At 63.1% G+C, this 20,778-nt stretch carries 17 protein-coding genes; 9 read left to right on the top strand and 8 right to left on the bottom strand.

The genetic code is table 11. The features are described 5' to 3' along the window. The first annotated feature begins 2 nt into the window (after positions 1–2). A complete protein-coding gene (locus B2Z70_RS11360) occupies positions 3–791 on the top strand; it encodes an SDR family NAD(P)-dependent oxidoreductase (RefSeq protein ID WP_009800841.1) in 789 nt (262 codons plus the stop codon). 45 nt (positions 792–836) lie between these two features. Here the strand turns inward: B2Z70_RS11360 and B2Z70_RS11355 are convergent, their stop codons facing one another. The 4 genes from B2Z70_RS11355 to B2Z70_RS11340 are packed head-to-tail and all read right to left on the bottom strand — an operon-like array spanning position 837 to position 5,749. Beyond that, on the bottom strand, positions 837–2,078 hold the full coding sequence (locus B2Z70_RS11355; RefSeq protein ID WP_292983382.1) for an SAM-dependent methyltransferase: 1,242 nt from the start codon (positions 2,076–2,078) through the stop codon (positions 837–839). 47 nt (positions 2,079–2,125) lie between these two features. Continuing rightward, entirely contained in the window at positions 2,126–2,947 is an 822-nt protein-coding gene (locus tag B2Z70_RS11350; protein WP_292983380.1) for a DUF1365 domain-containing protein, read from the bottom strand. Position 2,948: 1 nt separating this feature from the next. Then, positions 2,949–4,310 (bottom strand): NAD(P)/FAD-dependent oxidoreductase, encoded by a 1,362-nt coding sequence (locus B2Z70_RS11345; protein WP_292983378.1) that lies wholly within the window; start codon positions 4,308–4,310, stop codon positions 2,949–2,951. Then, positions 4,307–5,749, bottom strand: a complete 1,443-nt coding sequence (locus B2Z70_RS11340; protein WP_292983376.1) for a cryptochrome/photolyase family protein — start codon at positions 5,747–5,749, stop codon at positions 4,307–4,309. The genes B2Z70_RS11345 and B2Z70_RS11340 overlap by 4 nt, the downstream gene beginning before the upstream one ends. 122 nt (positions 5,750–5,871) lie before the next feature. Between B2Z70_RS11340 and kdsA the strand changes: the two genes are divergently transcribed. Both kdsA and rfaE2 read left to right on the top strand, forming a co-directional pair. Beyond that, positions 5,872–6,732, top strand: a complete 861-nt coding sequence (kdsA, locus tag B2Z70_RS11335; RefSeq protein WP_009800846.1) for a 3-deoxy-8-phosphooctulonate synthase — start codon at positions 5,872–5,874, stop codon at positions 6,730–6,732. 17 nt (positions 6,733–6,749) lie between these two features. Beyond that, positions 6,750–8,216 (top strand): D-glycero-beta-D-manno-heptose 1-phosphate adenylyltransferase, encoded by a 1,467-nt coding sequence (rfaE2, locus tag B2Z70_RS11330; protein ID WP_009800847.1) that lies wholly within the window; start codon positions 6,750–6,752, stop codon positions 8,214–8,216. Here rfaE2 and B2Z70_RS11325 read toward each other — a convergent pair. Then, positions 8,213–9,367: a DUF3089 domain-containing protein gene (locus B2Z70_RS11325; RefSeq protein ID WP_292983373.1), complete on the bottom strand. Its 1,155-nt coding sequence runs from the start codon at positions 9,365–9,367 to the stop codon at positions 8,213–8,215. The two genes, rfaE2 and B2Z70_RS11325, sit on opposite strands and share 4 nt — an antisense overlap. Positions 9,368–9,545: 178 nt before the next feature. On the opposite strand from B2Z70_RS11325, the gene B2Z70_RS11320 reads away from it, so the two are divergent. Further along, the gene (locus B2Z70_RS11320) at positions 9,546–10,268 is read left to right on the top strand and encodes a DUF502 domain-containing protein (RefSeq protein ID WP_009800849.1); all 723 of its coding nucleotides are present in this window, start codon (positions 9,546–9,548) and stop codon (positions 10,266–10,268) included. 53 nt (positions 10,269–10,321) lie between these two features. On the opposite strand, the gene B2Z70_RS11315 is transcribed toward B2Z70_RS11320, so the two are convergent. Together B2Z70_RS11315 and recG are read right to left on the bottom strand one after the other, a co-directional pair. Next, positions 10,322–10,534: a cold-shock protein gene (locus tag B2Z70_RS11315; protein WP_009800850.1), complete on the bottom strand. Its 213-nt coding sequence runs from the start codon at positions 10,532–10,534 to the stop codon at positions 10,322–10,324. A gap of 176 nt (positions 10,535–10,710) precedes the next feature. Further along, on the bottom strand, positions 10,711–12,804 hold the full coding sequence (recG, locus tag B2Z70_RS11310; protein ID WP_292983370.1) for an ATP-dependent DNA helicase RecG: 2,094 nt from the start codon (positions 12,802–12,804) through the stop codon (positions 10,711–10,713). Positions 12,805–12,884: 80 nt separating this feature from the next. Between recG and B2Z70_RS11305 the strand changes: the two genes are divergently transcribed. Both B2Z70_RS11305 and mfd read left to right on the top strand, forming a co-directional pair. Beyond that, positions 12,885–13,208, top strand: coding sequence for an FAD assembly factor SdhE (locus tag B2Z70_RS11305; RefSeq protein WP_292983368.1), 324 nt, complete (start codon positions 12,885–12,887; stop codon positions 13,206–13,208). A 147-nt stretch (positions 13,209–13,355) separates the two neighbouring features. Beyond that, positions 13,356–16,844, top strand: coding sequence for a transcription-repair coupling factor (mfd, locus tag B2Z70_RS11300; protein WP_292983366.1), 3,489 nt, complete (start codon positions 13,356–13,358; stop codon positions 16,842–16,844). On the opposite strand, the gene B2Z70_RS11295 is transcribed toward mfd, so the two are convergent. Then, complete coding sequence (locus tag B2Z70_RS11295; protein WP_292983364.1) at positions 16,841–18,076, bottom strand: diguanylate cyclase domain-containing protein; 1,236 nt, start codon at positions 18,074–18,076, stop codon at positions 16,841–16,843. The two genes, mfd and B2Z70_RS11295, sit on opposite strands and share 4 nt — an antisense overlap. Positions 18,077–18,178: 102 nt before the next feature. Here B2Z70_RS11295 and B2Z70_RS11290 point away from each other — a divergent pair, with 102 nt between their 5' ends. The 3 genes from B2Z70_RS11290 to B2Z70_RS11280 all read left to right on the top strand — a co-directional run. Next, entirely contained in the window at positions 18,179–19,327 is a 1,149-nt protein-coding gene (locus B2Z70_RS11290; RefSeq protein WP_292983362.1) for a CaiB/BaiF CoA transferase family protein, read from the top strand. An 89-nt stretch (positions 19,328–19,416) separates the two neighbouring features. Next, entirely contained in the window at positions 19,417–20,334 is a 918-nt protein-coding gene (locus B2Z70_RS11285) for a YihY/virulence factor BrkB family protein (protein WP_292983360.1), read from the top strand. A 142-nt stretch (positions 20,335–20,476) separates the two neighbouring features. Further along, the coding region (locus tag B2Z70_RS11280; protein ID WP_349682218.1) for a CoA transferase subunit A at positions 20,477–20,778 on the top strand (302 nt) is incomplete at its 3' end.

Raw genomic sequence — 20,778 nt, 5'->3', positions numbered from 1 at the left:
TGATGAGTGCGCCTGAACCTGCGAAACCCTCTGATGGCGTGTGCTGGCTGACCGGGGCCAGCTCCGGCATTGGCGAGGCCCTGATCGCTGATCTCGTTAAAGAGGGGTGGCGGATAGCAATCTCGGCCCGGAGTGAAGACAAGCTCAAGGCGCTGGCGGACCAGTACCCCGGCTTTGTGTTCGCTTATCCCGTCGACATCACCGATGACGCTGCTGTCGCCCGGACCGTTTCGAAGATCGAAACGGATCACGGTCCGATCGCCCGTGCGATCCTGAATGCGGGCGTCTATCTTTCCATCAACGCCGAGAGGCCCAACTTCGACGATTACGCCAAGACCTTTGATGTGAATCTGAAGGGCGCGGCCGCGTGCATATGCGCGCTGACGCCGCTCATGTGCGAGCGTCGATCCGGTCAGATCGTCATCGTTTCCTCCGCCACCGCTTTCGGCGGCATGCCGACCTCCACCGCCTATGGCGCAACCAAGGCCGGGCTCCTGAACATGGCGGAAGGCCTCGCGATCGAGCTGCACCGTTATGGCGTTCACATCCAGTGCGTTACGCCGGGCTTCGTCGATACGCCCGCCCAGGATGACAATGACTTTCCCAAACCCTTCATGGTCAGCGCCGAAACCGCTGCGGCACGCATCTGCAAGGGCATGCGAAAGACGGGCTTCGAGATCACATTCCCGCGCCGTTTCACCTGGGCCTTGAAACTGATCTATGCGCTGCCACGCGACTGGCACATCGCGCTGGTGCGCAAACAGACCGGCTGGAACAAGCCGCCAGAATGAGAAAAGCCCGCTCTCGAGCGGGCTTTTCCTTATCCGGTAACGCGCCTAGCCTCGTGACAGCGTGAACTGGCCGACATCGATCCGGCCGGTGCGGAACCCCGCCTCGCAATAGGCGAGGTAGAAATCCCACATGCATTTGAACCGGTCATCAAAACCCATGGGTTTGATGGTGGACCAGGCGTCATTGAACCGGTCTTTCCAGACCTTGAGCGTGTCGGCGTAGTCGAGCCCGAACTGATCGGTCTTGACCAGTTCAAGGTCTGCGGTGCGGAAGCAGTCTTCCAGCTTCTCCACGCTGGGCATCATGCCGCCCGGGAAGATGTAGCGCTGGATGAAGTCGGCGCGCTTGGAATAGGTGTCGAAGAGATCATCCCGGATTGTGATGATCTGGAGCCCGGCCTTGCCGCCCGGCTTGAGAACGTCCGAGACCTTGGAGAAGAAGCTTGGCCAGAATTCCTGACCCACCGCTTCAAACATCTCGATCGAGGCGACCCGGTCATAGGTTCCGGTCTCGTCGCGATAATCCTGAAGCTTGATCTCGACCTTGTCGGACAGGCCCAGCCGCTCCATGCGCGCGATGGCGTAATCGCGCTGCGCCGGCGACAGGGTGAGGCATGTGACCCGTGCGCCGATTTCGCCGGCGGCGTATTCGGCGAAGCCGCCCCAGCCGCAGCCGATTTCCAGCACGTGATGCTCCGCCTTCAGGTCCATGGAGCGGGCGAGGGCGGCGTATTTTTCGGTCTGCGCGTCCTTGAGGGCCGTGACGCCGCCGGTAAAACGCGCCGACGAATAGGTCATCGTCTCGTCCAGCCACAGCGCGTAGAAGTCGTTGCCGAGGTCGTAATGGGCCTCGATATTCTTGCGCGCCTGGGTTTTCGTATTCGCGCGGCTCAGATGATAGAGCCAGTGGAAGAAGCGCGTGATCGGTCCGCCGCGTGTAATGTGCGCCATCTCGTCAAGATTGGCGGAAAAGACGGTCAGGACTGCAGCGAGATCCGGCGTGGTCCAGTCGCCATCCATGTAGCTCTCTGCAAAACCCACATCTCCGCCAGCGATCACCTTGCGAACAACGGAGTAATTGCTGAGCTCCATGACCGCATCAGGGCCGGGTCGTCGCCCCTCGAACTGGATCGCGCGGCCGTCCGGCAAGCGAACGGTCAGGGTTCCCACCTTCAGCTTGAGCAGCATGCGCAGGGTCAGACGCACCCCGCGCGGCACACCCTTGAGGCGGTCGATAACAGCCGAAGAATCAGCCCGCACCAGCGGGTCGGCGGCGAAGTCGGTCATTGGCGGCTCCGTCGGTTACGCACTCGCGTATAACGTTAAGTTTACAATTAATTCCGTCCGACGCCAAATCCAGAGCGATCCGAACGGGAAACGGGACGGGCTGTGGACGCTTCAGGGTGAGAGGCGTCACGGCTGTGATAGACCGCGCCCTTGATCCATAAACGCAAGGCTTCCCAGTGGATGGCCAGGATGGTCTTGAGGCTGGAGAAGGGCTGGGTCACGAATAGTTTCACAAGGCGAGAAGAAGTCAGCGCCTCGCGTTTCATCGCCATGGTCGCGAGGAAATCCGGACCGTCATCACGCTGTTTGAAGATGGTTAGATGAAAGCGATCGCCGGGCTCGCGCAGGGTGAACTCATAGCGTCCCGCCCGGTCAAAGAAGGGCGAAACGTGAAAGACCTTATCCGCGTCATGGGTCTGTAGGTCGCCCGGTTGGGCCTTCGCCACATAGCAATGGCTGTCGCCGAACGTGTTGTGGACCTGATAGATCACACCCTTCAGCCGTCCATCAGGGCTGCAGGCGAAATAGATCGACAGCGGATTGAACTGATAGCCGAGCACCCGAGGCGCGCTCAGCAGCGTGATGGTGTCGGATTCGGTCAGTTCAATCGCGTGTTCGGATAGAAGCCGCCGCGCCCAGCCTGACAGATCACCACCATCGCGGGGGCCATGATCCCGGGGCTCGAAGCTGAAGAGATTGAACCGACCGATCGAGAAGAGCCGGCTCAAACGACTGGCCTCCGGCAAGCGGTCCAGATCCAGCAGGATCGACGCCAGCCGGTAGCTGAACCGGTGCAGGAAAGGCGCACGGCGCTCGTGCACGGTCTTGCCGATATATAGCGCGCCAGGAGGGGGAGCGGCGTCAGCCATATTACTCGGCCGCGACATGGGCGGCGGCGGGTTTGCAGGGGGCGGGGCGGGCCCAGTGTCCGCCGTCCACATCGCCTTCGACGAACGCCCAGGGAATCTGGCCGCCCAGCCTCAGGGCCACGCGAAGGCCGGAGCGGAAACCGTCCTCATGGAAGCCATAACCGAGCCAGGCGCCGGCGAACCAGGTATGGCGCACGCCCTGGATTGAATTGAAGATCCGTTGCGCGGCCAGCGCCGGCGCATTGAATTGCGGGTGATCGTACTGATAGCGCCCGAACACCGTCTCCTCGCGCGGCTGGCGCACCGGGTTCAGCGTCACGAACAGCGGCCTGTCGGACCGGATGCCCTGCAATCGATTCATGTCATAGGTGACCGCCGCTTCTTCACCCCCTTCGCGCAGATAGGTCCAGGCGGCCTGCGCGCCCTTTCGGGCTGGAGTCAGGGTGGTGTCGCAGTGCAGGACCGCTTCGTTAGCGCCATAACGGATCGCGCCCAGCATCTGACGCTCGTTCTCGTCCGCGTCCGAAAGCAGGCGCAGCGCCTGATCGGAATGGCAGGCGAGGATGACTTCATCGAACTGATGGCTTTCGCCGGTCGCGTCGGTGACGGTGACGCCAGTCGCATTACGGCGAACGCTGACAGCCTCACTGCGGAAGGCGACACCCGCATCGTGAAGATCCGCTTCGATCTTGCGCACATAGGTTCGGCTGCCGCCCTTGACCGTATGCCATTTGGGACGCTTGGCGTGCATCAGACGGTGGTTCTTGAAGAACTGCACAAAGGTCTCGGCCGGATAATCGGCCATCGCATGTTCGGAGGTCGACCAGATCGCCGCGCCCATGGGCAGGAGATATTGCGTGCGGAAGGCCTCGCCGAGTTTCAGCTTGTCGAGATACTGGCCCAGGCTCAGCCCCTCGAATCCACCCGCTTCCAGGTCGCGTTGCGCCTGACGGTTGAAGGTCAGGATATCGCGCAGCATGCCCAGATAGCGCAGATTGAAAAGGTTGGCGGGGTCCGCAAAGAGACCGGACAGCCCATTGGAAGACCATTCAAATCGGCGATCCAGGCTGAAGCCGAAACTCATATCGGTCTGGAAGCTCTCGATGCCCAGATGCGCGAAGAGGGCGATCAGATTGGGATAATTGAGCGGATTGAAGACGATGAATCCCGTGTCCACATCGATCTCGGCGCCATCGTAATCGATGCGGACGGTATTGGCGTGGCCGCCGAGCCGGTCGCGTTTTTCGAACACGGTGACGTCATGGACATTGCGCAGCGCCCAAGCGGCGCCGAGACCGGACACGCCTGCGCCAATGACGGCGATGCGGGCAGGCGAGTTGAGAGAGGTCAAATTGGGGCTCATCCGGCGTCCTTGATCTTTTCAAATGCGGCGAGGGCGCGCTTGCGCGCTTCACCATGGTCCACGATCGGCTCGGGATAGGTCTCCCCCAAGGTCACTCCGGCTCGGGACAACACGGATTTCTCTGCCGTCCAGGGCGCGTGAATGACCTTGTCGGGCAAATCCGCAAGCTCTGGTATCCACTTACGAAGATAGTCGCCCTTCGGATCAAACTTTTCCGACTGTCCGACCGGATTGAAGACGCGGAAATAGGGCGCGGCGTCCGCCCCCGAGCCGGCGGTCCATTGCCAGGATGCCGCATTGCTGGCGAGATCGGCGTCCACGAGCGTATCCCAGAACCAGTCCTCACCGCGACGCCAGTGGATGAAGAGGTCCTTAATCAGGAAGCTTGCGACAATCATGCGCACGCGATTGTGCATCCACCCCGTCGCCCACAGCTCGCGCATGCCCGCATCCACGATCGGATAGCCGGTCTGGCCCTTTTGCCAGGCTTTCAGCTTGTCCTCACACTCGTCCCATTCAAACGCGTCGAACTTGGACTGGAAATTCGCTTCGGGCAGATCAGGGAAGTGGTAAAGCAAGTTGTAGCTGAACTCGCGCCAGGCGATCTCGCTGAGATAGGTGTCCGCGCCGCCCGTTCGGGCATGATCGGATTGCTTGACCGCATGCCAGACCTGGCGCGGGCTGATCTCGCCGAAATGCAGATGGGGCGACAGCCGTGAGGTGCCGCTTTGACCGGGCAGATTGCGCCGGTCGGAATAGTCAGAGACTGCAGCCTTGAGAAACTGTCCCAGCCGGCCATGGGCCGCCGCTTCGCCCGGCGTCCAGTTCTCCTGGAGGCCGCCGGACCAGTCCGGTTTCGTGGGTAGAAGGTCCAGATCATCGAGCGACAGTCCGCCCTCATGGGCGTGAAGCTGCAAGGCGTCCGGCCGGCCCGTTGGTTCTGCAGGCGTGTGATCGGCTTTCAGCGATTTCCAGAACGGGGTGAAGACCTTGTAGGGATTGCCTGTTTTTGTGGCGATGTCCCAGGGCTCCACGATCAATGAGCCATTGAAGGATCGCGCCCTGACGCCACGATCCTTGAGGGAAGACTTGATCGCTTCATCGCGCTTGCGCGCCCAGGGTTCGTACAGCCGGTTCCAGAAGACCGCGTCCGCGCCCGTTTGTTCGATCAGCGCATCCAGCTGTTCCTGCGCCTCGCCCTTCATCAGGGCAAGCTCGCCGCCCAGCTGTTGAAGGTCGGAGGCAAGTGAGGCGAGAGAATGATGAAGCCACCATCGGCTGGCGCCGCCGGGTCTCCAGTCGCCGGGAGCGTCATCATCCAGAATGTAGACCGGGATCACAGGCGCGCCGGTGGCGGCTGCGGCCTGAAGCGCGGGATTGTCGGCCAGTCTGAGGTCCTGTCGAAACCAGACAATGACGGGCGGGTTCGGATCGGCCATGGGTGTGAATGCATGCCTTCTGGGACGAGGGATGGTGTCAGGCTATACGGCGCCTTATATCCTCTGGATCAGGATGCGACGCAGTCGCCCCAGGACCAAGCGCCAAGTGGAGACGCTTTCTCATGAATCCGAACACTGTCGTTGAAATTCCGCTGCCTCATGGCGGCGTGCTGGAAATGGGCAATGAGAAGCCTCTGACCATCATCGCCGGACCGTGCCAGCTGGAAAGCCGCGAACATGGCCTCGAGGTCTCCCAGGCGCTGAAGGAGATCGCGGACCGGACCGGCGTGAAGCTCGTCTACAAGACCTCGTTCGACAAGGCGAACCGCACCAGCCTGTCCGGCAAGAGGGGGCTTGGCCTGTCCGCCTCCATGGATGTGTTCAACGAGATTCGGGAGACCACCGGCCTGCCGCTGCTGACCGACATCCACACCGAGGAACAGTGCGCGATTGTCGCCGAGGCCGCAGACATCCTGCAGATCCCGGCCTTCCTGTGCCGTCAGACCGACCTTCTGATCGCTGCGGCGAAAACCGGCAAGGTGATCAATGTCAAGAAGGGCCAGTTCCTGGCCCCGTGGGACATGCCCAATGTGATCGGCAAGATCACCGGCGCGGGCAACGCCAATGTCATCGCCACCGAGCGCGGCGCCAGCTTTGGCTACAATACTCTTGTCGTGGACATGCGCAGCTTCCCGATCATGAAGCAAACGGGCGCGCCGGTCGTGATGGATGCGACCCATGCGGTGCAACAGCCGGGCGGTCAGGGCGGCTCGTCGGGCGGTCAGCGCCAGTATGCGCCGCATCTGGCGCGTGCATCGGTGTCTCTGGGCATCGCCGGCGTCTTCATGGAGACCCACCCGGACCCGGATAATGCCCCGTCAGACGGTCCCAACATGATCCCGCTGAATCGTTTCGAAGAAGTGGTGCGCGATCTGATGGCCTTTGACGCGCTGGCCAAGTCCAATCCCGTCATTCAGCTCTAATCGCTCAGGAGAGCGTCATGTTGCGTGAACGGGCCGCGCATATCCTGGCCGCCATCCAGAACCGCCGCGCCGTCGTGCTGGGCGATCTGCTGTATGACAGCTTCGTTTATGGCGATACGCATCGGATTTCCCGCGAAGCGCCAGTGCCGATCCTCTCCGAGAAGCGCCGGACCGCGATGCTGGGGGGCGCGGGGAATCTGGCGCGCAATCTGTCCAGCCTGGGCGGTGAAGTGCGACTGATCTCGGTGGCGGGCACGGATGCGGATGGTGAAGCCGCAGTCGAGCTGGTCAAGGCCGCCTGTGGCGATGCGGACGGCGTGGTGCGAACCTCAGGCCGTCCCACCCCGTCCAAGATCCGATATGTCTCCAACAACCAGCAGATGTTCTGCGTGGATCGGGATCCGGGCGCGGCCATAGACGCCGAGACGGAGCAGGTCTTGTTGGCTCGCATCAAGACAGCCCTTCAAGACTCTGACATTCTTATTGTTTCAGACTATGGGCGAGGCGTCATCACGCGCGATCTCGTCCAGGCGGCCATTGCTCTGGCGCGCGAGGCCGGAAAGCCAGTCAGCGTGGATCCGCGCGGTTCTGACTATTCGCGCTATGACGGCGCCAGCATCATCAAGCCCAATGCGGGCGAGCTGGAAGCGGAAACCGGACTGCCTGTCCGCTCTGATGAGACGGCGGCGGATGCGCTCATGGCCCTCAAGACCAGCCTGGCGCGGACCGATGCGGTCATGGTGACCCGAGGCGGGGCGGGCATGACGCTTCTGGATGAAAACGGAGCGGTGCATCATCACAGGTCTCGCCCCCGCGAGGTCTATGACGTTTCCGGTGCGGGCGACACGGCTCTGGCCGGCCTGTCGCTGGCGATGGCGGCGGGCGCGGCCCTGAAGGATGCGATGGCCTTCGCCGATCTCGCTGCGGGCGTCGCGGTCGGGAAACCCGGAACAGCAACCGTGTCCCCTGAAGAAGTGCTCGACGCCGCCGAAGCCGGGCAGGAAGCGCCGGACTGGCGCATCATGTCCCGCCCGGCCATGGCGAAGCTCTCGCACGAATGGCGTCAGAACGGCCTGAAGGTCGGTTTCACCAATGGCTGTTTTGATCTGCTGCATCCTGGTCACTTGTCGGTGCTGCGCCATGCCGCCTCGGTCTGTGACCGTCTGATCGTAGGACTGAACGCCGACGCCTCGGTCAAGCGACTGAAGGGCGAGAACCGTCCCATCAATGACGAAATGACCCGCGCCACCATGCTGGCCTCGCTCGAGATGGTTGACCGGGTCGTGATCTTCCAGGAGGACACGCCCGCCGCCCTGATCGAGGAGGTCGCGCCTCATGTCATGATCAAGGGGGCAGACTATGTGGCGGAGGAGCTTCCGGGCGCGGACTTCATGCGCAGAAGCGGCGGCGAGATCGTGCTCGCGCCGCTGATGGATGGTCTCTCCACCACGAACATCGTCAACAAGCTTCGAAACGAGCGCTAGCCGTCAATCGGCGTGATCGGGGCGGTCTCGACCTCGACCGGGGCATCAAGCGGCGGCGCATATCGCGCTTCGTCCGCCAGGATCGCCTGCAGCGTGTCCAGACGCGCCTGCGCATTGGCGCGAATGTCCATGTAGAACAGGTTCGCAGGACGCACACGGCGATCCTCCGCCAAGCGCCCGGGACGACGCAGAGCGCGGGCGCGAGGCTGATCGATCATCAGAAGCCCGCCCTGACATTGCGCGCCGGTCTGGTTGGTCATGGGCGAGGGCGCATCACTGAGGCTGAGCTCCGCCGCCGCAGCAGCCCCCTTGTGCAGGCGGGCCGGGGCGTAGTCCTCATTCGCCGTCCAGAGGACGGGATTGACGCACAACAGGGCGCGATCCTCGATCGGGCTGATCTGCCCCTGTGCATCAATGGCGCGCGAGCGCAGGGTTATGGCTTCGATCCGGCCTGTCTCTTCAGGGCGGACCGCAATCCAGCCCGTCAGGCATCGCGCTTCAGCCGGATCGGTGCAAACCGGTATGGTCGACAGCGGACCGGCCAGAAGATCGAGCGGGGTGGGCGCCTCGATGATGTAGGCTGCGATCAGGCGTCGACGCACGTCCTCATCGGGAGCAACGCGCCGGGCGAGCACATCAAGCCCGATCGCGCCGCCCTGACCGACGCCCACCAGGAAGAAGGGCTGTTCGGGATCAAGCTCACGCAGGAACTGCGTAAAGGCGCGTTGAACGTCCGATTGCGCCAGTTCGCGCGCCAGCACGGAATCCTCACGATTATTCATGAAGGTGTAGAGTGAGGCCTGGCGATAGCGCGGGGCGTAGAGCTGGACATCCTCCACGAGGAAGGGCGCTGCATAATTGGGCAGAATGATCTGCGCCACCTCCACCGCTTCCTGCGGCCGATCATAGGGCGCGTTCCAGTGCGAGCCGCCGTCATAGGTGGTCGGGTGAATGAAAAACACGGCCGGATGGCCTGCTTCATCGCCAATCCGCACCTCCGGGCGCGCAGCCCAGGCATCGTCCTGAGTGTAATCCGGGGCCGGCGGACGGTCATAGGTCTGAAACGGCACACCGGGGTCAAGGAAGGTCTGGAAGATCTGATCGCGCATGATCACGGCGCTGAGCGCCACAAGGGACATGAACACGGTCACAGCGGTGATCAGGCCCCAACGGAGCCAAGCGGAAAGAGGGAGGTTGAAGGGGCCGGTCATATGCACACTCTTACGCCTCATGGGGGAGGAACAGCAAGGGTCCGCCTTGATTCTGCTCCTGTTCACAGGCATTTCAGTCAGGCGTCTGATTTGGGCGCTCTAGATGGAGTGACGCCCCGTGCTTCGCTGGCTCCGCAACCGCTTCCTGACCGGCGTCGTCGTCGCCGCGCCGATCGGCATCACCTTCTGGCTGATCTACAGCTTCGTCACGTTCGTGGACCGGGTCATCAAGCCCCTGGTTCCCGCACGCTACAACCCTGAAAGCTATCTGCCTTTCGCCATACCGGGCATGGGCCTGCTGATCGCGGTGCTGGGCCTGACCCTTCTGGGCGCGCTTGCGGCGAACATCTTTGGCCGCAGCCTGCTGGATCTGGGCGAGCGCGTCCTGAATGGCGTGCCGCTGATCCGCAACATCTATGCGGCTCTGAAGCAGATCGTCGAAACCGTGTTCCAGGGCCAGCAAAACTCGTTCAAGGAAGTGGTGCTGGTGGAATACCCCATGGCGGGCAGCTATGCGGTGGCGTTCGTGGCCTCGGCCGGGCGCGGCGTGATCCGTTCGGTTGTGGGCAAGGGCGATGAAGTGATCGGCGTGTTCATTCCGACAACGCCGAACCCGACTTCGGGCTTTCTGCTCTTCGTGCCGCGCTCCAAGGCCATTCCGCTCGATCTCACCGTGGAAGAAGCGGCCAAGCTGATCATCTCCTTTGGCATGGTCACGCCGGACCGTCTGCCGGACGGGGCGATTCCGCAGGCCGAACCGGGCAAGGCGGGCGCAGGCCTGATGCCCGATGACACGCCGCCCTCTGATCAGACCGATGAGGAGTCGGACACCCAGGCATAGAAAAACCCCCGGGCGTTGGCCCGGGGGTTTTCTCTGATCGGATGAGGATCAGATTAGTCGGCGTTCGCCAGCGAACCGGCAGAGGTTTTGCCGCTGCGCTTGTCCACTTCTTCTTCGAAAGAAATGCGTTGGCCTTCTTTGAGCTCGGGCATGCCTGCGCGCTCAACGGCGGAAGCGTGCACGAACACGTCCTTGGAGCCGTCGTCAGGCTGAATGAAGCCGTAGCCTTTGGTGGAGTTGAACCATTTCACAATGCCGGTAGCCATTGTTGAGTGTCCTTTTGTAGACAAGAATTAAGCACCATAACCCCCGAGTGGAGCTGTGGCGGACATCGACATGTGGAGGGAGTGGAGTTCAGCGCAAAGCGCTTGTGACCGAAAACCTGGCCATAAATCGATTAGCGGCGTTCTAGCAGAATTTCAGACGCTTCACCAGCGTTATCTCATCCAGACCGCATCAGGCGGACGCCCTCATCGCGTTCGAACAGGTATAGCAGGGTGCGCAGGGCTTCTCCGCGCTCGCCAGCAAAGACCTCCTCGCGCGCCGTTTCGTACTGGGCGGCGTCGCTGGCGAGCTCCAGAAGATCGGCATGAGCGGCAAGATCGGCGATTCGGTAATCCGGCAGGCCTGACTGTTTGAGCCCCAGCGGGTCACCCGAGCCGCGCAAGCGCCAGTCTTCCTCTGCGATGACGAAGCCATCATCGGAACTGCGCATGATCTCGAGTCGGGCGCGCGCCGTCTCCCCAAGCTGTCCGTGATAGAGCAGGAGGCAGGTTGAGGGCTTGTCGCCTCGGCCAACGCGTCCGCGCAGCTGGTGCAATTGCGCCAGGCCAAAGCGCTCGGCGTGCTCGATCACCATGATGGTGGCGTCAGGGGCGTCGACCCCCACCTCAATCACTGTGGTGGCCACCAGAACATCGATTTCACCCGCCCGGAAATCTTCGGCCGCCTTCTGCTTGTCTCTCGCCGGCATCCGTCCATGGACGAGACCGATGCGGGCCTGGGGCAGCATCTCACTCAACATGTGATGGCGCGCCTCGGCGGCGGCCAGATCAGACACATCGCTGTCTTCAACAAGCGGACAGACCCAATAGGCGCGCTCCCCCTTGGACAGGGCGCGTTTCAATCCTTCGACAATCTCATGGAGCCGTTCGCCGGAGACGACGCGGGTGTCCGGCGGAATGCGGCCCGCCGGTTTTTCATCAAGACGGCTGACATCGAGATCGCCAAAGGCGGCGAGGGTTAGTGTGCGCGGGATGGGAGTTGCGGACATGGCGAGCACATCCGGCGCGCGACCCTTCATGGTCAGCTTGCGACGGTCGGAGACCCCGAAGCGATGCTGCTCGTCGATCACCACAAGGCCAAGGTCGGCAAACTCGACGCTGTCCTGGAAGAGGGCGTGGGTGCCGCAGATGACCTGGGCCTCGCCGGACACGATCTGCGCCTCGATCTCCTTGCGCGGCTTGCCCTTGTCGCGACCGGTCAGGGCGACGACGGAAACGCCCGCTGGTTCCAGAAGGGCTGTCAGCACCTTGGCGTGCTGGCGGGCAACGATTTCGGTGGGCGCCATCAAAGCGGTCTGAACCCCGGCCTCGGCGGCGTGGGCGGCGCAGAGCGCGGCGACGAAGGTCTTGCCCGAACCCACATCACCATGCACCAGCCGCATCATGCGCTGGCTTGAGTCCATATCGGTCTTGCACGCCTCGAACGCACGCATCTGCGCGCCGGTGGGGGCGAAGGGGGCATGCTCGAGCACCCTGGCGACGATCCGGCCATCGCCCGACAGGGGCCGCCCCTTGCGGGCCTTGCGATCGCGCCTGGCCAGTTTCAGCGCCAGCTGATGGGCGAAGAGCTCATCAAAAGCGAGGCGCTTGCGGACCAGCGCGGCCGGTTCGAGATCGAGCCCTGATTGCGGGGCGTGCAGTTCCAAGAGCGCCTCGCGCCAGCCCAGCCAGCCTTCACGCGCCTTGAGCGGGCCATCAATCCATTCAGGCAGGTCGGGCAGGGTGGAGAGCGCCTCGCGTATGGCCTTGCGCATGACATTGATCGAAAGCCCGGCGGTGAGCGGATAGACAGGCTGCAACAGGTCCGCGTCCTCGATTTCCCTGGGATCGGCGATCAGGTCGGGATGGACGATCTGGATCTCGCTGGCGAAGCGTTCCGCCTTGCCCGACACGATCCGGCGGGACCCTTCAGGCAGCATGCGGCGCAGATAATCGGATTTGGCATTGAAGAAGACGAGATGCAGCCAGCCCGTCTCGTCGCGCATCCGCACCTTGTAGGGCTGCTTCATCGTCGGGCGGGGAATGTGCGCCTCCACTTCCGCCTCGATGGTGACCAGCATCTGCGCGCCGGCATCTCCGGCATCGGAGATCGACACCCGGTGCGTGCGGTCCACCAATCCGGTGGGCGCGGTGAAGACGAGATCCTTCACCCGTGGTCCCGCCACCTTCTCCATCAGGGCCGCAAGCCGCGGCCCCACGCCCTTGAGCGTGGTGAGATCAGCAAACAGCGGGAAGAGCGATTGTGGGCGCATGGCGCTAGCATCGCCCGTCAACTGGATTCGGGAAAGTCTCGCCCTTCACCCGTCCGCACCCGCGCGCTATATGCGCTCTTATGAGTGATAATCCGTTTTCCGATCCGAACACGCCGATTGACCCTGAAGCGCGCCTGAAGCGTCTGACCTTCCGCGCCTGGCGGCGGGGTTTCAAGGAGGCGGACCTGATCATGGGCCGCTTTGCAGATACGAAGCTCTACTCGTTGTCGGCGGAGGAAGTGGACGAGTTCGAGCGTCTGCTCGATGCGCCGGACACCGAAGTCTATGGCTGGATCTGCGGCACCATCGAGACGCCGCCGAACTATGAGGGGCCGGTGCTGGACGCGCTGAAAGCCTTCGACTTTGAAGCGCTGGCCGATCAGGGCGACGGTCCATCGAGCTAACACAACACACCGCGTCATCCTGACGAACATCAGGACCCAGTAGGGACGCGGCATGGGTCCCGGATGAAGTCCGGGATGACGACCCAGAGAACCAATCACCCCCCGTCATTCTGGCGCGGGGGCGAAAGCCTATGAGGACGCCTCGACGTGGATGACTTCAAGACGCTGGCCCAGTCGCCCCACTCGCTGACCGTTTGCGGCGCGCCGGAAGGCTTTGACTCGCTGATCTTCTGCGACGCCTTGCGCGCACGCGGCGGGGTGGGGCTCTACATCGCGACCGACGAAGCCCGCGCCAGCGCCTTTGCGGCGGCGGCAAGGTTCTTTGCGCTTGATCTGCCCGTGCTGCGGCTTCTGGGCTGGGATTGCCAACCCTATGACCGGATCAGCCCCAGCCCGCGTACGGCGGCGCGCCGGGCCGGGGCGCTGCATGCGCTGGCCCAACGGGACGCAACCGACACAAGCCCGCTTCTGGTGATCTCGACGGTGTCGGGCGTCATCCAGCGCTGCGCGCCCAAGGCGGCGCTGTCCGGCGGCGGTCTAAGCGCCAAGCCGGGCGGGGTGCTCGATTCAGAAAAGCTCAAACAGCACCTCGCAGAGAATGGCTATGTGCGCACCGCCACCGTCACCGAACGGGGCGATTACGCCGTTCGCGGCGGTGTGATCGACGTCTTCCCGGCGGATGCGGAAGAGCCGGTGCGGCTCGACTTCTTCGGCGATGTGCTGGAAACCGTGCGCGCCTTTGATCCTGAGACCCAACGCACGACGACGCAGCTGAAATCAGTCAGCTTCTCACCGGTCAGCGAGATCGTTCTGAATGCGGACGCCATTTCGCGCTTCCGCTCAGGCTTTTTGAAGAATTTCGGCGCGGTCGGCTCGGGCGATCCGATCTATGACTCTGTTAGCGCGGGGGCGCGCCCGACCGGGGCGGAACACTGGCTGCCGCTGTTTCATGAGCGGCTCGATACGGTGTTTGACTATGTGGGCGAGGGCGCTCTGGTTGGCCTTGACCCGTTGGCCAAGGACGCGCTCGACGAGAGGCTCGCCCAGATCCGCGACTATTACGAGGCCCGTCAGCTGGCGTCGAAATCCGGGGCCGGGGCCATGGGCGCGCCCGCCTATCGCGCGCTTGAGCCGCAATCGCTGTATCTTGATGAAGATGAATGGGCCGTCCAACTCGGCCAGCGCGCCACGCGTCGCTTCACCGCCTTTCACGAAGCGGGCGATGACGTCATCGACATGTCCGGCAAGCAGGGGCGCAGCTTCGCCGCGGAACGCCAGGCCGATCAGAACGTCTTTGAAGCAGCCAGCAAACACGCAGTCTCACTGAGGTCTTCGGGCAAGCGCGTCCTGTTCGCCAGCTGGTCTGAAGGGGCGTCTGATCGTCTGGCCAGCGTGCTGTCCGATCATGGCCTAAAACCCATCATGGCCGCCGATGACTGGCGCGCCGTGAACAAGATGAGCGGCCAGACGATCTCCCGGATCGTGCTGCCGCTGGAACATGGCTTCGAGACGTCGGATTTCGCGATCATCGCCGAACAGGATGTCCTGGGCGACCGTCTGGCGCGGCCGCGTCGCCGCAAGAAATCCGCTGATGTTATTGCAGAAGCGGGCGCGCTGACGCCGGGTGATCTGGTGGTTCACGCCGATCACGGTCTGGGGCGTTATCTGGGCCTGAAAACCCTGTCGGTGGGCGAAGCGCCCCACGATTGTCTGGAGCTCGAATACGCCGGGGAGAGCAAGCTCTACCTGCCGGTGGAGAATATCGAACTTCTGTCGCGCTATGGCCAGGACAGCGAAACCGCGCAGCTTGACCGTCTGGGCGCGGGCGCCTGGCAGGCGCGCAAGGCTAAGGCCAAGCAGCGCCTGCGCGACATGGCCGATCAGCTGATCAAGATCGCCGCCGCCCGCAATGCCCGCGACGCCGAGATCATTACGCCTCCGAGCGGGCTTTATGAGGAGTTCGCCGCGCGCTTCCCCTATGTGGAGACGGATGATCAGCTCAACGCCATCGACGATGTCTTTTCCGACTTCGCCAAGGGTCGGCCCATGGACCGGCTGATCTGTGGCGATGTGGGGTTCGGCAAGACCGAAGTGGCGCTGCGCGCCGCGTTCGTGGCCGCCATGAGCGGACGTCAGGTGGCGATTGTCGCCCCGACCACCCTGCTGGCGCGTCAGCACTTCAAGACCTTCGAGGAACGCTTCAAGGGCTGGCCGGTGAAGGTGCGCCAGCTCTCGCGCCTCGTCTCGACCAAGGAAGCCACCGCCACCCGCAAGGAGTTGGCGGATGGCACCTGCGAGATCGTCATCGGCACCCACGCCATTCTCGCCAAGACGGTGAAGTTCGCCGATCTCGGCCTTCTGGTGATCGACGAGGAGCAGCGCTTTGGCGTCAAGCACAAGGAACGCCTGAAAGAGCTCAAGACAGACGTCCACGTGCTGACACTCACGGCGACACCCATTCCGCGGACGCTGCAACTGTCCATGGCGGGCATTCGCGATTTGTCGATCATCGCCACGCCGCCGGTCGATCGTCTGGCCGTGCGCACCTATGTGACGCCGTTTGACAGCGTGACGGTGCGCGAGGCCCTGCTGCGCGAACGCTATCGCGGCGGGCAGAGCTATTATGTCGCTCCGCGTATTTCCGACCTTGAGGATATCGCCAGCTTCCTGCGCGAGCAGGTGCCCGAAGTGAGCTTTGTCATCGCCCATGGCCAGATGGCGGGCGGGCAACTCGAAGACATCATGACGGCCTTCTATGAAGGGCGGTATGACGTGTTGGTCTCCACGACCATCGTGGAATCCGGCATCGATATTCCGACCGCCAACACCATGATCATCCACCGCGCGGACATGTTCGGCCTGGCGCCGCTCTATCAGCTGCGCGGTCGGGTCGGTCGGGCCAAGGCGCGCGCCTATGCCTATCTGACGACGCCGGCGAACCAGAAGCTGACCGCCACGGCGGACAAGCGGCTCAAGATCCTGCAATCGCTCGATAGTCTGGGCGCAGGCTTCACTCTGGCCAGCCATGATCTTGACCTGCGGGGCGGCGGCAATCTTCTGGGCGAGGAGCAATCGGGCCACATCAAGGATGTGGGCGTGGAGCTGTACCAGTCCATGCTGGAAGAAGCCGTGGCGAGCCTGCAGGGCGATATGAGCCTTGAGGAGCGCGACTGGTCGCCCGCCATCAATGTGGGCGCGGCGGTGCTGATCCCCGAGGACTATGTGCCCGATCTGGATGTACGCATGGCGCTTTATCGCCGTCTGTCGTCTCTGGACACCAAGCAGGAGCGCGAAGGCTTTGCGGCCGAGCTGATCGACCGGTTCGGCAAGCTGCCCGATGAAGTTGAGAGCCTGCTGCAGGTTGTGGCGCTTAAGGCCCTGTGCAAGCGGGCGAATGTCGCCAAGCTCGATGCCGGTCCGAAAGGCGCGGTCGCGACCTTCCGCGAGCATGGCTTCGGCGATCCGGCGGCTCTGGTTGAGCTGATGACGAAACGTCCGGCCGATTACAAGCTGCGGCCGGACAACACGCTGGTTCTCAAGGGGGACTTCCCTGAGCCCATGGATCGTCTGAAAGGCGCGCTGCGTCTTCTGGCGCCCGTGGCGGACGCCGCACGGAAAGCCAAGGAGGCCGCCTAGCCGGTCTTGGCGGAGCTGAAGGGCAGGACGTTCGACCGGCGCACCATCTGCTCGATCAGCGCGTCGGCCTGGGTTTCGCCTGCGGCGTCCTCGATGGAGGGGGTCAGTTCGAGCCGGAAGGGCTTGAGCGGATCCGCCCCTTCATAGGCGGTGCACTCGGCGATCGCGGAGACCCGGTTGGACACCATTTTCGCTTCTGTCTGAGGCGTGCTGGGCAGGGCGATGAGGAAGCGGTCCCGGGCCAGGCGCACCACGAAGTCCTCGGCGCGCACGCAGTGGCGCAGCATGCCGGCAAACTGGTTAGTCGCCTTGGCGAAACCGTTCGCCCCGGCGTCCTGAGGCGCGCTGACGCCCAGCATGATCAGGCTCATCGGCTCGAGACGCGCCGCGGCATGGTCCATCAGGCTTTGAAGATGCACGCGGCCGAAGCGTTCATTGTAGAGATCTGACTCGGTATCGAGCAGGCTGGGCAGGCGACAGGCCTCAAGGCGGGCCTTGGCGAGACGGCGGCGTCGACGTTCGGACGCCAGCGCCATCACGCGATCACGCATTTCATCATTGCTGGCGTTGTCCGACAGGATGTCGGACGCCCCGCGGGCAAAGGCTTCATCCGCGCCCGCGTAATCGGTGTCCGCGGTCAGAAGGATCGCCGGCGTGTGATAGAGCCGGGTGTTGCGGCGCATGGCCGAGCACACCGTATGGGCCAGACCGGCGTCCGGACGCGTATTCAGGATCACCGCGTCAAAGGTGCGCTCGTGCAGGTAATCGAACGCATTGAAGGTCGAGAATGCGGCGATCGTCTGGATGCCGGCGCGCGACATCGCAAACTGCAGGCGCATGAAGGACGGGCCGGGCGCGCCCACGAACAGCACCGTGGAGTCGTCCTGGTTCACGGGCACGGGCGCGGGCTGATAGCCGGCTTCCTGCGCGCTTTTCAGACGCAGTTGGGCTGTGTGCTCCAGGACCTTCAGACGCGACAGGGCGCGCAGGCGCGACGCGATCTGGATCGGATGCGCATTGTCGGGAAGGCGAGCAGCGACGTCCTCGGCCGCATGGCCGCCAATCGCCAGATGCAGGATTTCAGAAGACAGATCAGAACTGACGGAGGCGAAGCTGACGACGGCCTCACAGCCCGGTTCGATATGACGCGCGACCTGAAACCCCATTTGAGCCAAATGCTCAGCGGTTTCCTGCGCCCTGGCGTCATCGCCCATGACTGCAATGGAAAACATCCGCCCCGTCTGCCCCCCTCGACCCGAGGCGACAAGATTGTGTCGTTCTGAGTTCAGTGTCAAAACTTTGATTCCTGAAATTGTCACAAAGCGATTTTGCTCATGCTGACCGATACGAAAGCACAAGGCCCTTTGCGTGGCGTTAAAGTCCTGGAATTTGTTGGACTGGGCCCCGCGCCCTTCTGCGCGATGCTGCTGAGCGATCTGGGCGCGGAGGTGGTGCGCATTGATCGCCCCCATGCCGGCGGCGGAGGCCCTGCCGAAGTGCTGGCGCGCGGACGGCGTTCTGCAGCGTTCAATCTCAAGAGCCCAGGCGCGGTCAAAGCCTGCCTGAGCATGATGAAGAGCGCACATATCGTGCTTGAAGGCTATCGGCCCGGTGTGATGGAGCGTCTGGGGCTGGGCCCCGAAGAGGCGCTCAAGGCCAACCCGGCGCTGGTCTATGGCCGCATGACCGGCTGGGGTCAGTACGGCCCGCTCGCCCATGCCGCCGGTCATGACCTCAATTATATCGCGCTGACCGGCGTGCTCGACGCCATCGGCCCGAAGGACAAGCCCGTGCCGCCCGTCAATGTGGTGGGCGATTTCGGCGGCGGGTCCATGTATCTCGCAGTGGGGGTTCTGGCGGCGCTGCACCATGCGCGCACGACTGGCGAAGGACAGGTGGTGGACGCCGCCATCGTGGACGGTGCGGCCCATCTCATGGGCGCGGTCCATCAGCTCGACGCCATCGGCATGTGGAGCCAGCCGCGCGGGGAGAACCTGCTCGATGGCGGCGCGCCCTTTTATGACGCCTATCGCTGCGCGGACGATGCCTTCGTGTCCATCGGCGCGCTGGAGGGGGAGTTCTTCCAGCTTCTGATCGACAAGCTTGGCCTGTCTGATCACCCCGCCATGCAGGCTCAGTATGACGCAAAGAGCTGGCCAGCCATGCGCCAGACCTTTGAAGAGACCTTCGCCAGCCAGCCCCAGGCGCACTGGATCGATCTGCTGGACGGAACCGACGCCTGTTTCGCGCCCGTGCTGGATACAAAAGCCGCCGCTGAAAACCCGCACATGAAGGCGCGCGGGGTCTTTGTGGAGGTGGAGGGCGTGCGTCAGGCGGCGCCCGCGCCGCGCTTCTCGCGCACGCCCGGCGCGATCCAGAGCGTGGCGCCCGTCCCCGGTGAGCATACCGAAACCGTGCTGAGAGACTGGGGCTTTTCGGATGCAGAGATTGCAAGCCTGAAAAACGACGGGGGATTAGGCTGACAGCCTGGACCAAGAAGGGCTAAACAGACGCGACTCCAGGCGATCGGCGCCCGGAGCCGTGTCTCACACAGGTCTGAACGCTGCGCTCCATGTCGCTGATCAAGCTGAAATCCCTGATCCGCCGCGCCTGGGACATTCCAGCGCTCAAGGTCACCGTTCGCGCAATCGATCGCATGATGGCGCGTGAAGTGATGCTGTTTGCGGGCGGGGCCGGATTCTTTGGTCTGTTGGCGCTGGTGCCCGCCGTGCTGGTGGCGGCGTCGGTCTATGGTCTTGTGTTCTCCGAGGATGACGCCGTCGCGCAGGTGGCCCGCCTGCAGGTGACAGCCGTCCTGCCGCCCTCGGCGCATACCTTCCTGACCTCGCAATTGTCCCAGCTCGCCGGCTCATCCAACACCTCCCTGACCGTGCAGGGCGTGATCGCGCTGTTCATCGCCTGGTTCGCAGCGGCGCGAGGGGCCAAGGCCATCATTGCAGGCCTGAACCAGATCGCGAGGCGAGGCGATCTGCGCAACATCCTGCACTTCAATCTGCTCGCCATGGGCGCGGTGATTGCGGGCGGGGCGCTGCTGGTTATGGCGAACCTCGCCATCCTGACCATTCCCAACATGATCCGACCGGCCCTGCGGATGCTGGGCAGCGATGCGGCCGATTTCGGCGCCAGCCTGATCAATGAATGGTCGATCTCCTATCTCGCAATGATCACGGCGCTGGTGCTCCTCTATCGCTTTGTGATGCAGCGGGCGGGTGAAACCAGCTGGACGGCGTCCATCATCGGCGCGACCACCGCAGGCTCGATCTGGCTGGTCGCCTCCAAGGGGTTCACCCTCTATGTGGCGACAATCGTGAACCCCAGCACATACGGACCGCTGGGCACGCTGATCGTCTTTCTGTTATGGGTCTACTGGACCTCCTATGCGGTCTTTTTCGGCGGTGCTCTTGGCGTCGAGATTGACCGTCACCGGGGCGAGGCGCATCCGGACCAGAAGCCCCCGACAACGGAATAGGGGCTGGTTTTCAGTCTGGAAACGGCTATAAACCGGACCAAATTAAACGAGCGTTGAATTACTCAGGGAAGGAGACGGCGCAGTGGCGGACAAGGTCTACCCAGACGCAAAAACAGCCCTAGACGGGCTCACTTTTGACGGCATGACTGTGATGGCGGGCGGCTTCGGGCTGTGCGGCATTCCGGAGAACCTGATCACGGCTCTGCGCGACAGCGGCGCCAAGGATCTGACCGTCATCTCCAACAATGCGGGCGTTGATGATTTCGGCCTCGGCCTGCTGCTTCAGACCCGTCAGATCAGGAAGATGGTCTCCTCCTATGTGGGAGAGAACAAGACCTTCGAGAAACAGTATCTGAACGGCGAGCTGGAGCTGGAATTCAACCCCCAGGGCACGCTGGCCGAGCGCATCCGCGCAGGCGGCGCCGGCATTCCGGGCTTCTACAC

The organism is Oceanicaulis sp. UBA6590 (genome assembly GCF_002433705.1).
In the GTDB taxonomy this organism is placed as follows: domain Bacteria; phylum Pseudomonadota; class Alphaproteobacteria; order Caulobacterales; family Maricaulaceae; genus Oceanicaulis.
The sequence above is the reverse complement of the archived record's forward strand: the minus strand, read 5'-3'. Positions and strand labels throughout refer to the sequence as shown.

Bases quoted from the DNA above. Each gene is read 5' to 3' on its own strand.
- rfaE2 (WP_009800847.1), top strand. From the start codon at position 6,750: ATGTTGCGTGAACGGGCCGCGCATATCCTGGCCGCCATCCAGAACCGC.
- kdsA (WP_009800846.1), top strand. From the start codon at position 5,872: ATGAATCCGAACACTGTCGTTGAAATTCCGCTGCCTCATGGCGGCGTG.
- B2Z70_RS11345 (WP_292983378.1), bottom strand. From the start codon at position 4,310: ATGAGCCCCAATTTGACCTCTCTCAACTCGCCTGCCCGCATCGCCGTC.
- B2Z70_RS11315 (WP_009800850.1), bottom strand. From the start codon at position 10,534: ATGGCTACCGGCATTGTGAAATGGTTCAACTCCACCAAAGGCTACGGC.
- B2Z70_RS11305 (WP_292983368.1), top strand. From the start codon at position 12,885: ATGAGTGATAATCCGTTTTCCGATCCGAACACGCCGATTGACCCTGAA.
- B2Z70_RS11340 (WP_292983376.1), bottom strand. From the start codon at position 5,749: ATGGCCGATCCGAACCCGCCCGTCATTGTCTGGTTTCGACAGGACCTC.
- B2Z70_RS11290 (WP_292983362.1), top strand. From the start codon at position 18,179: ATGCTGACCGATACGAAAGCACAAGGCCCTTTGCGTGGCGTTAAAGTC.
- B2Z70_RS11285 (WP_292983360.1), top strand. From the start codon at position 19,417: ATGTCGCTGATCAAGCTGAAATCCCTGATCCGCCGCGCCTGGGACATT.
- B2Z70_RS11360 (WP_009800841.1), top strand. From the start codon at position 3: ATGAGTGCGCCTGAACCTGCGAAACCCTCTGATGGCGTGTGCTGGCTG.
- B2Z70_RS11355 (WP_292983382.1), bottom strand. From the start codon at position 2,078: ATGACCGACTTCGCCGCCGACCCGCTGGTGCGGGCTGATTCTTCGGCT.
- recG (WP_292983370.1), bottom strand. From the start codon at position 12,804: ATGCGCCCACAATCGCTCTTCCCGCTGTTTGCTGATCTCACCACGCTC.
- B2Z70_RS11295 (WP_292983364.1), bottom strand. From the start codon at position 18,076: ATGTTTTCCATTGCAGTCATGGGCGATGACGCCAGGGCGCAGGAAACC.
- B2Z70_RS11350 (WP_292983380.1), bottom strand. From the start codon at position 2,947: ATGGCTGACGCCGCTCCCCCTCCTGGCGCGCTATATATCGGCAAGACC.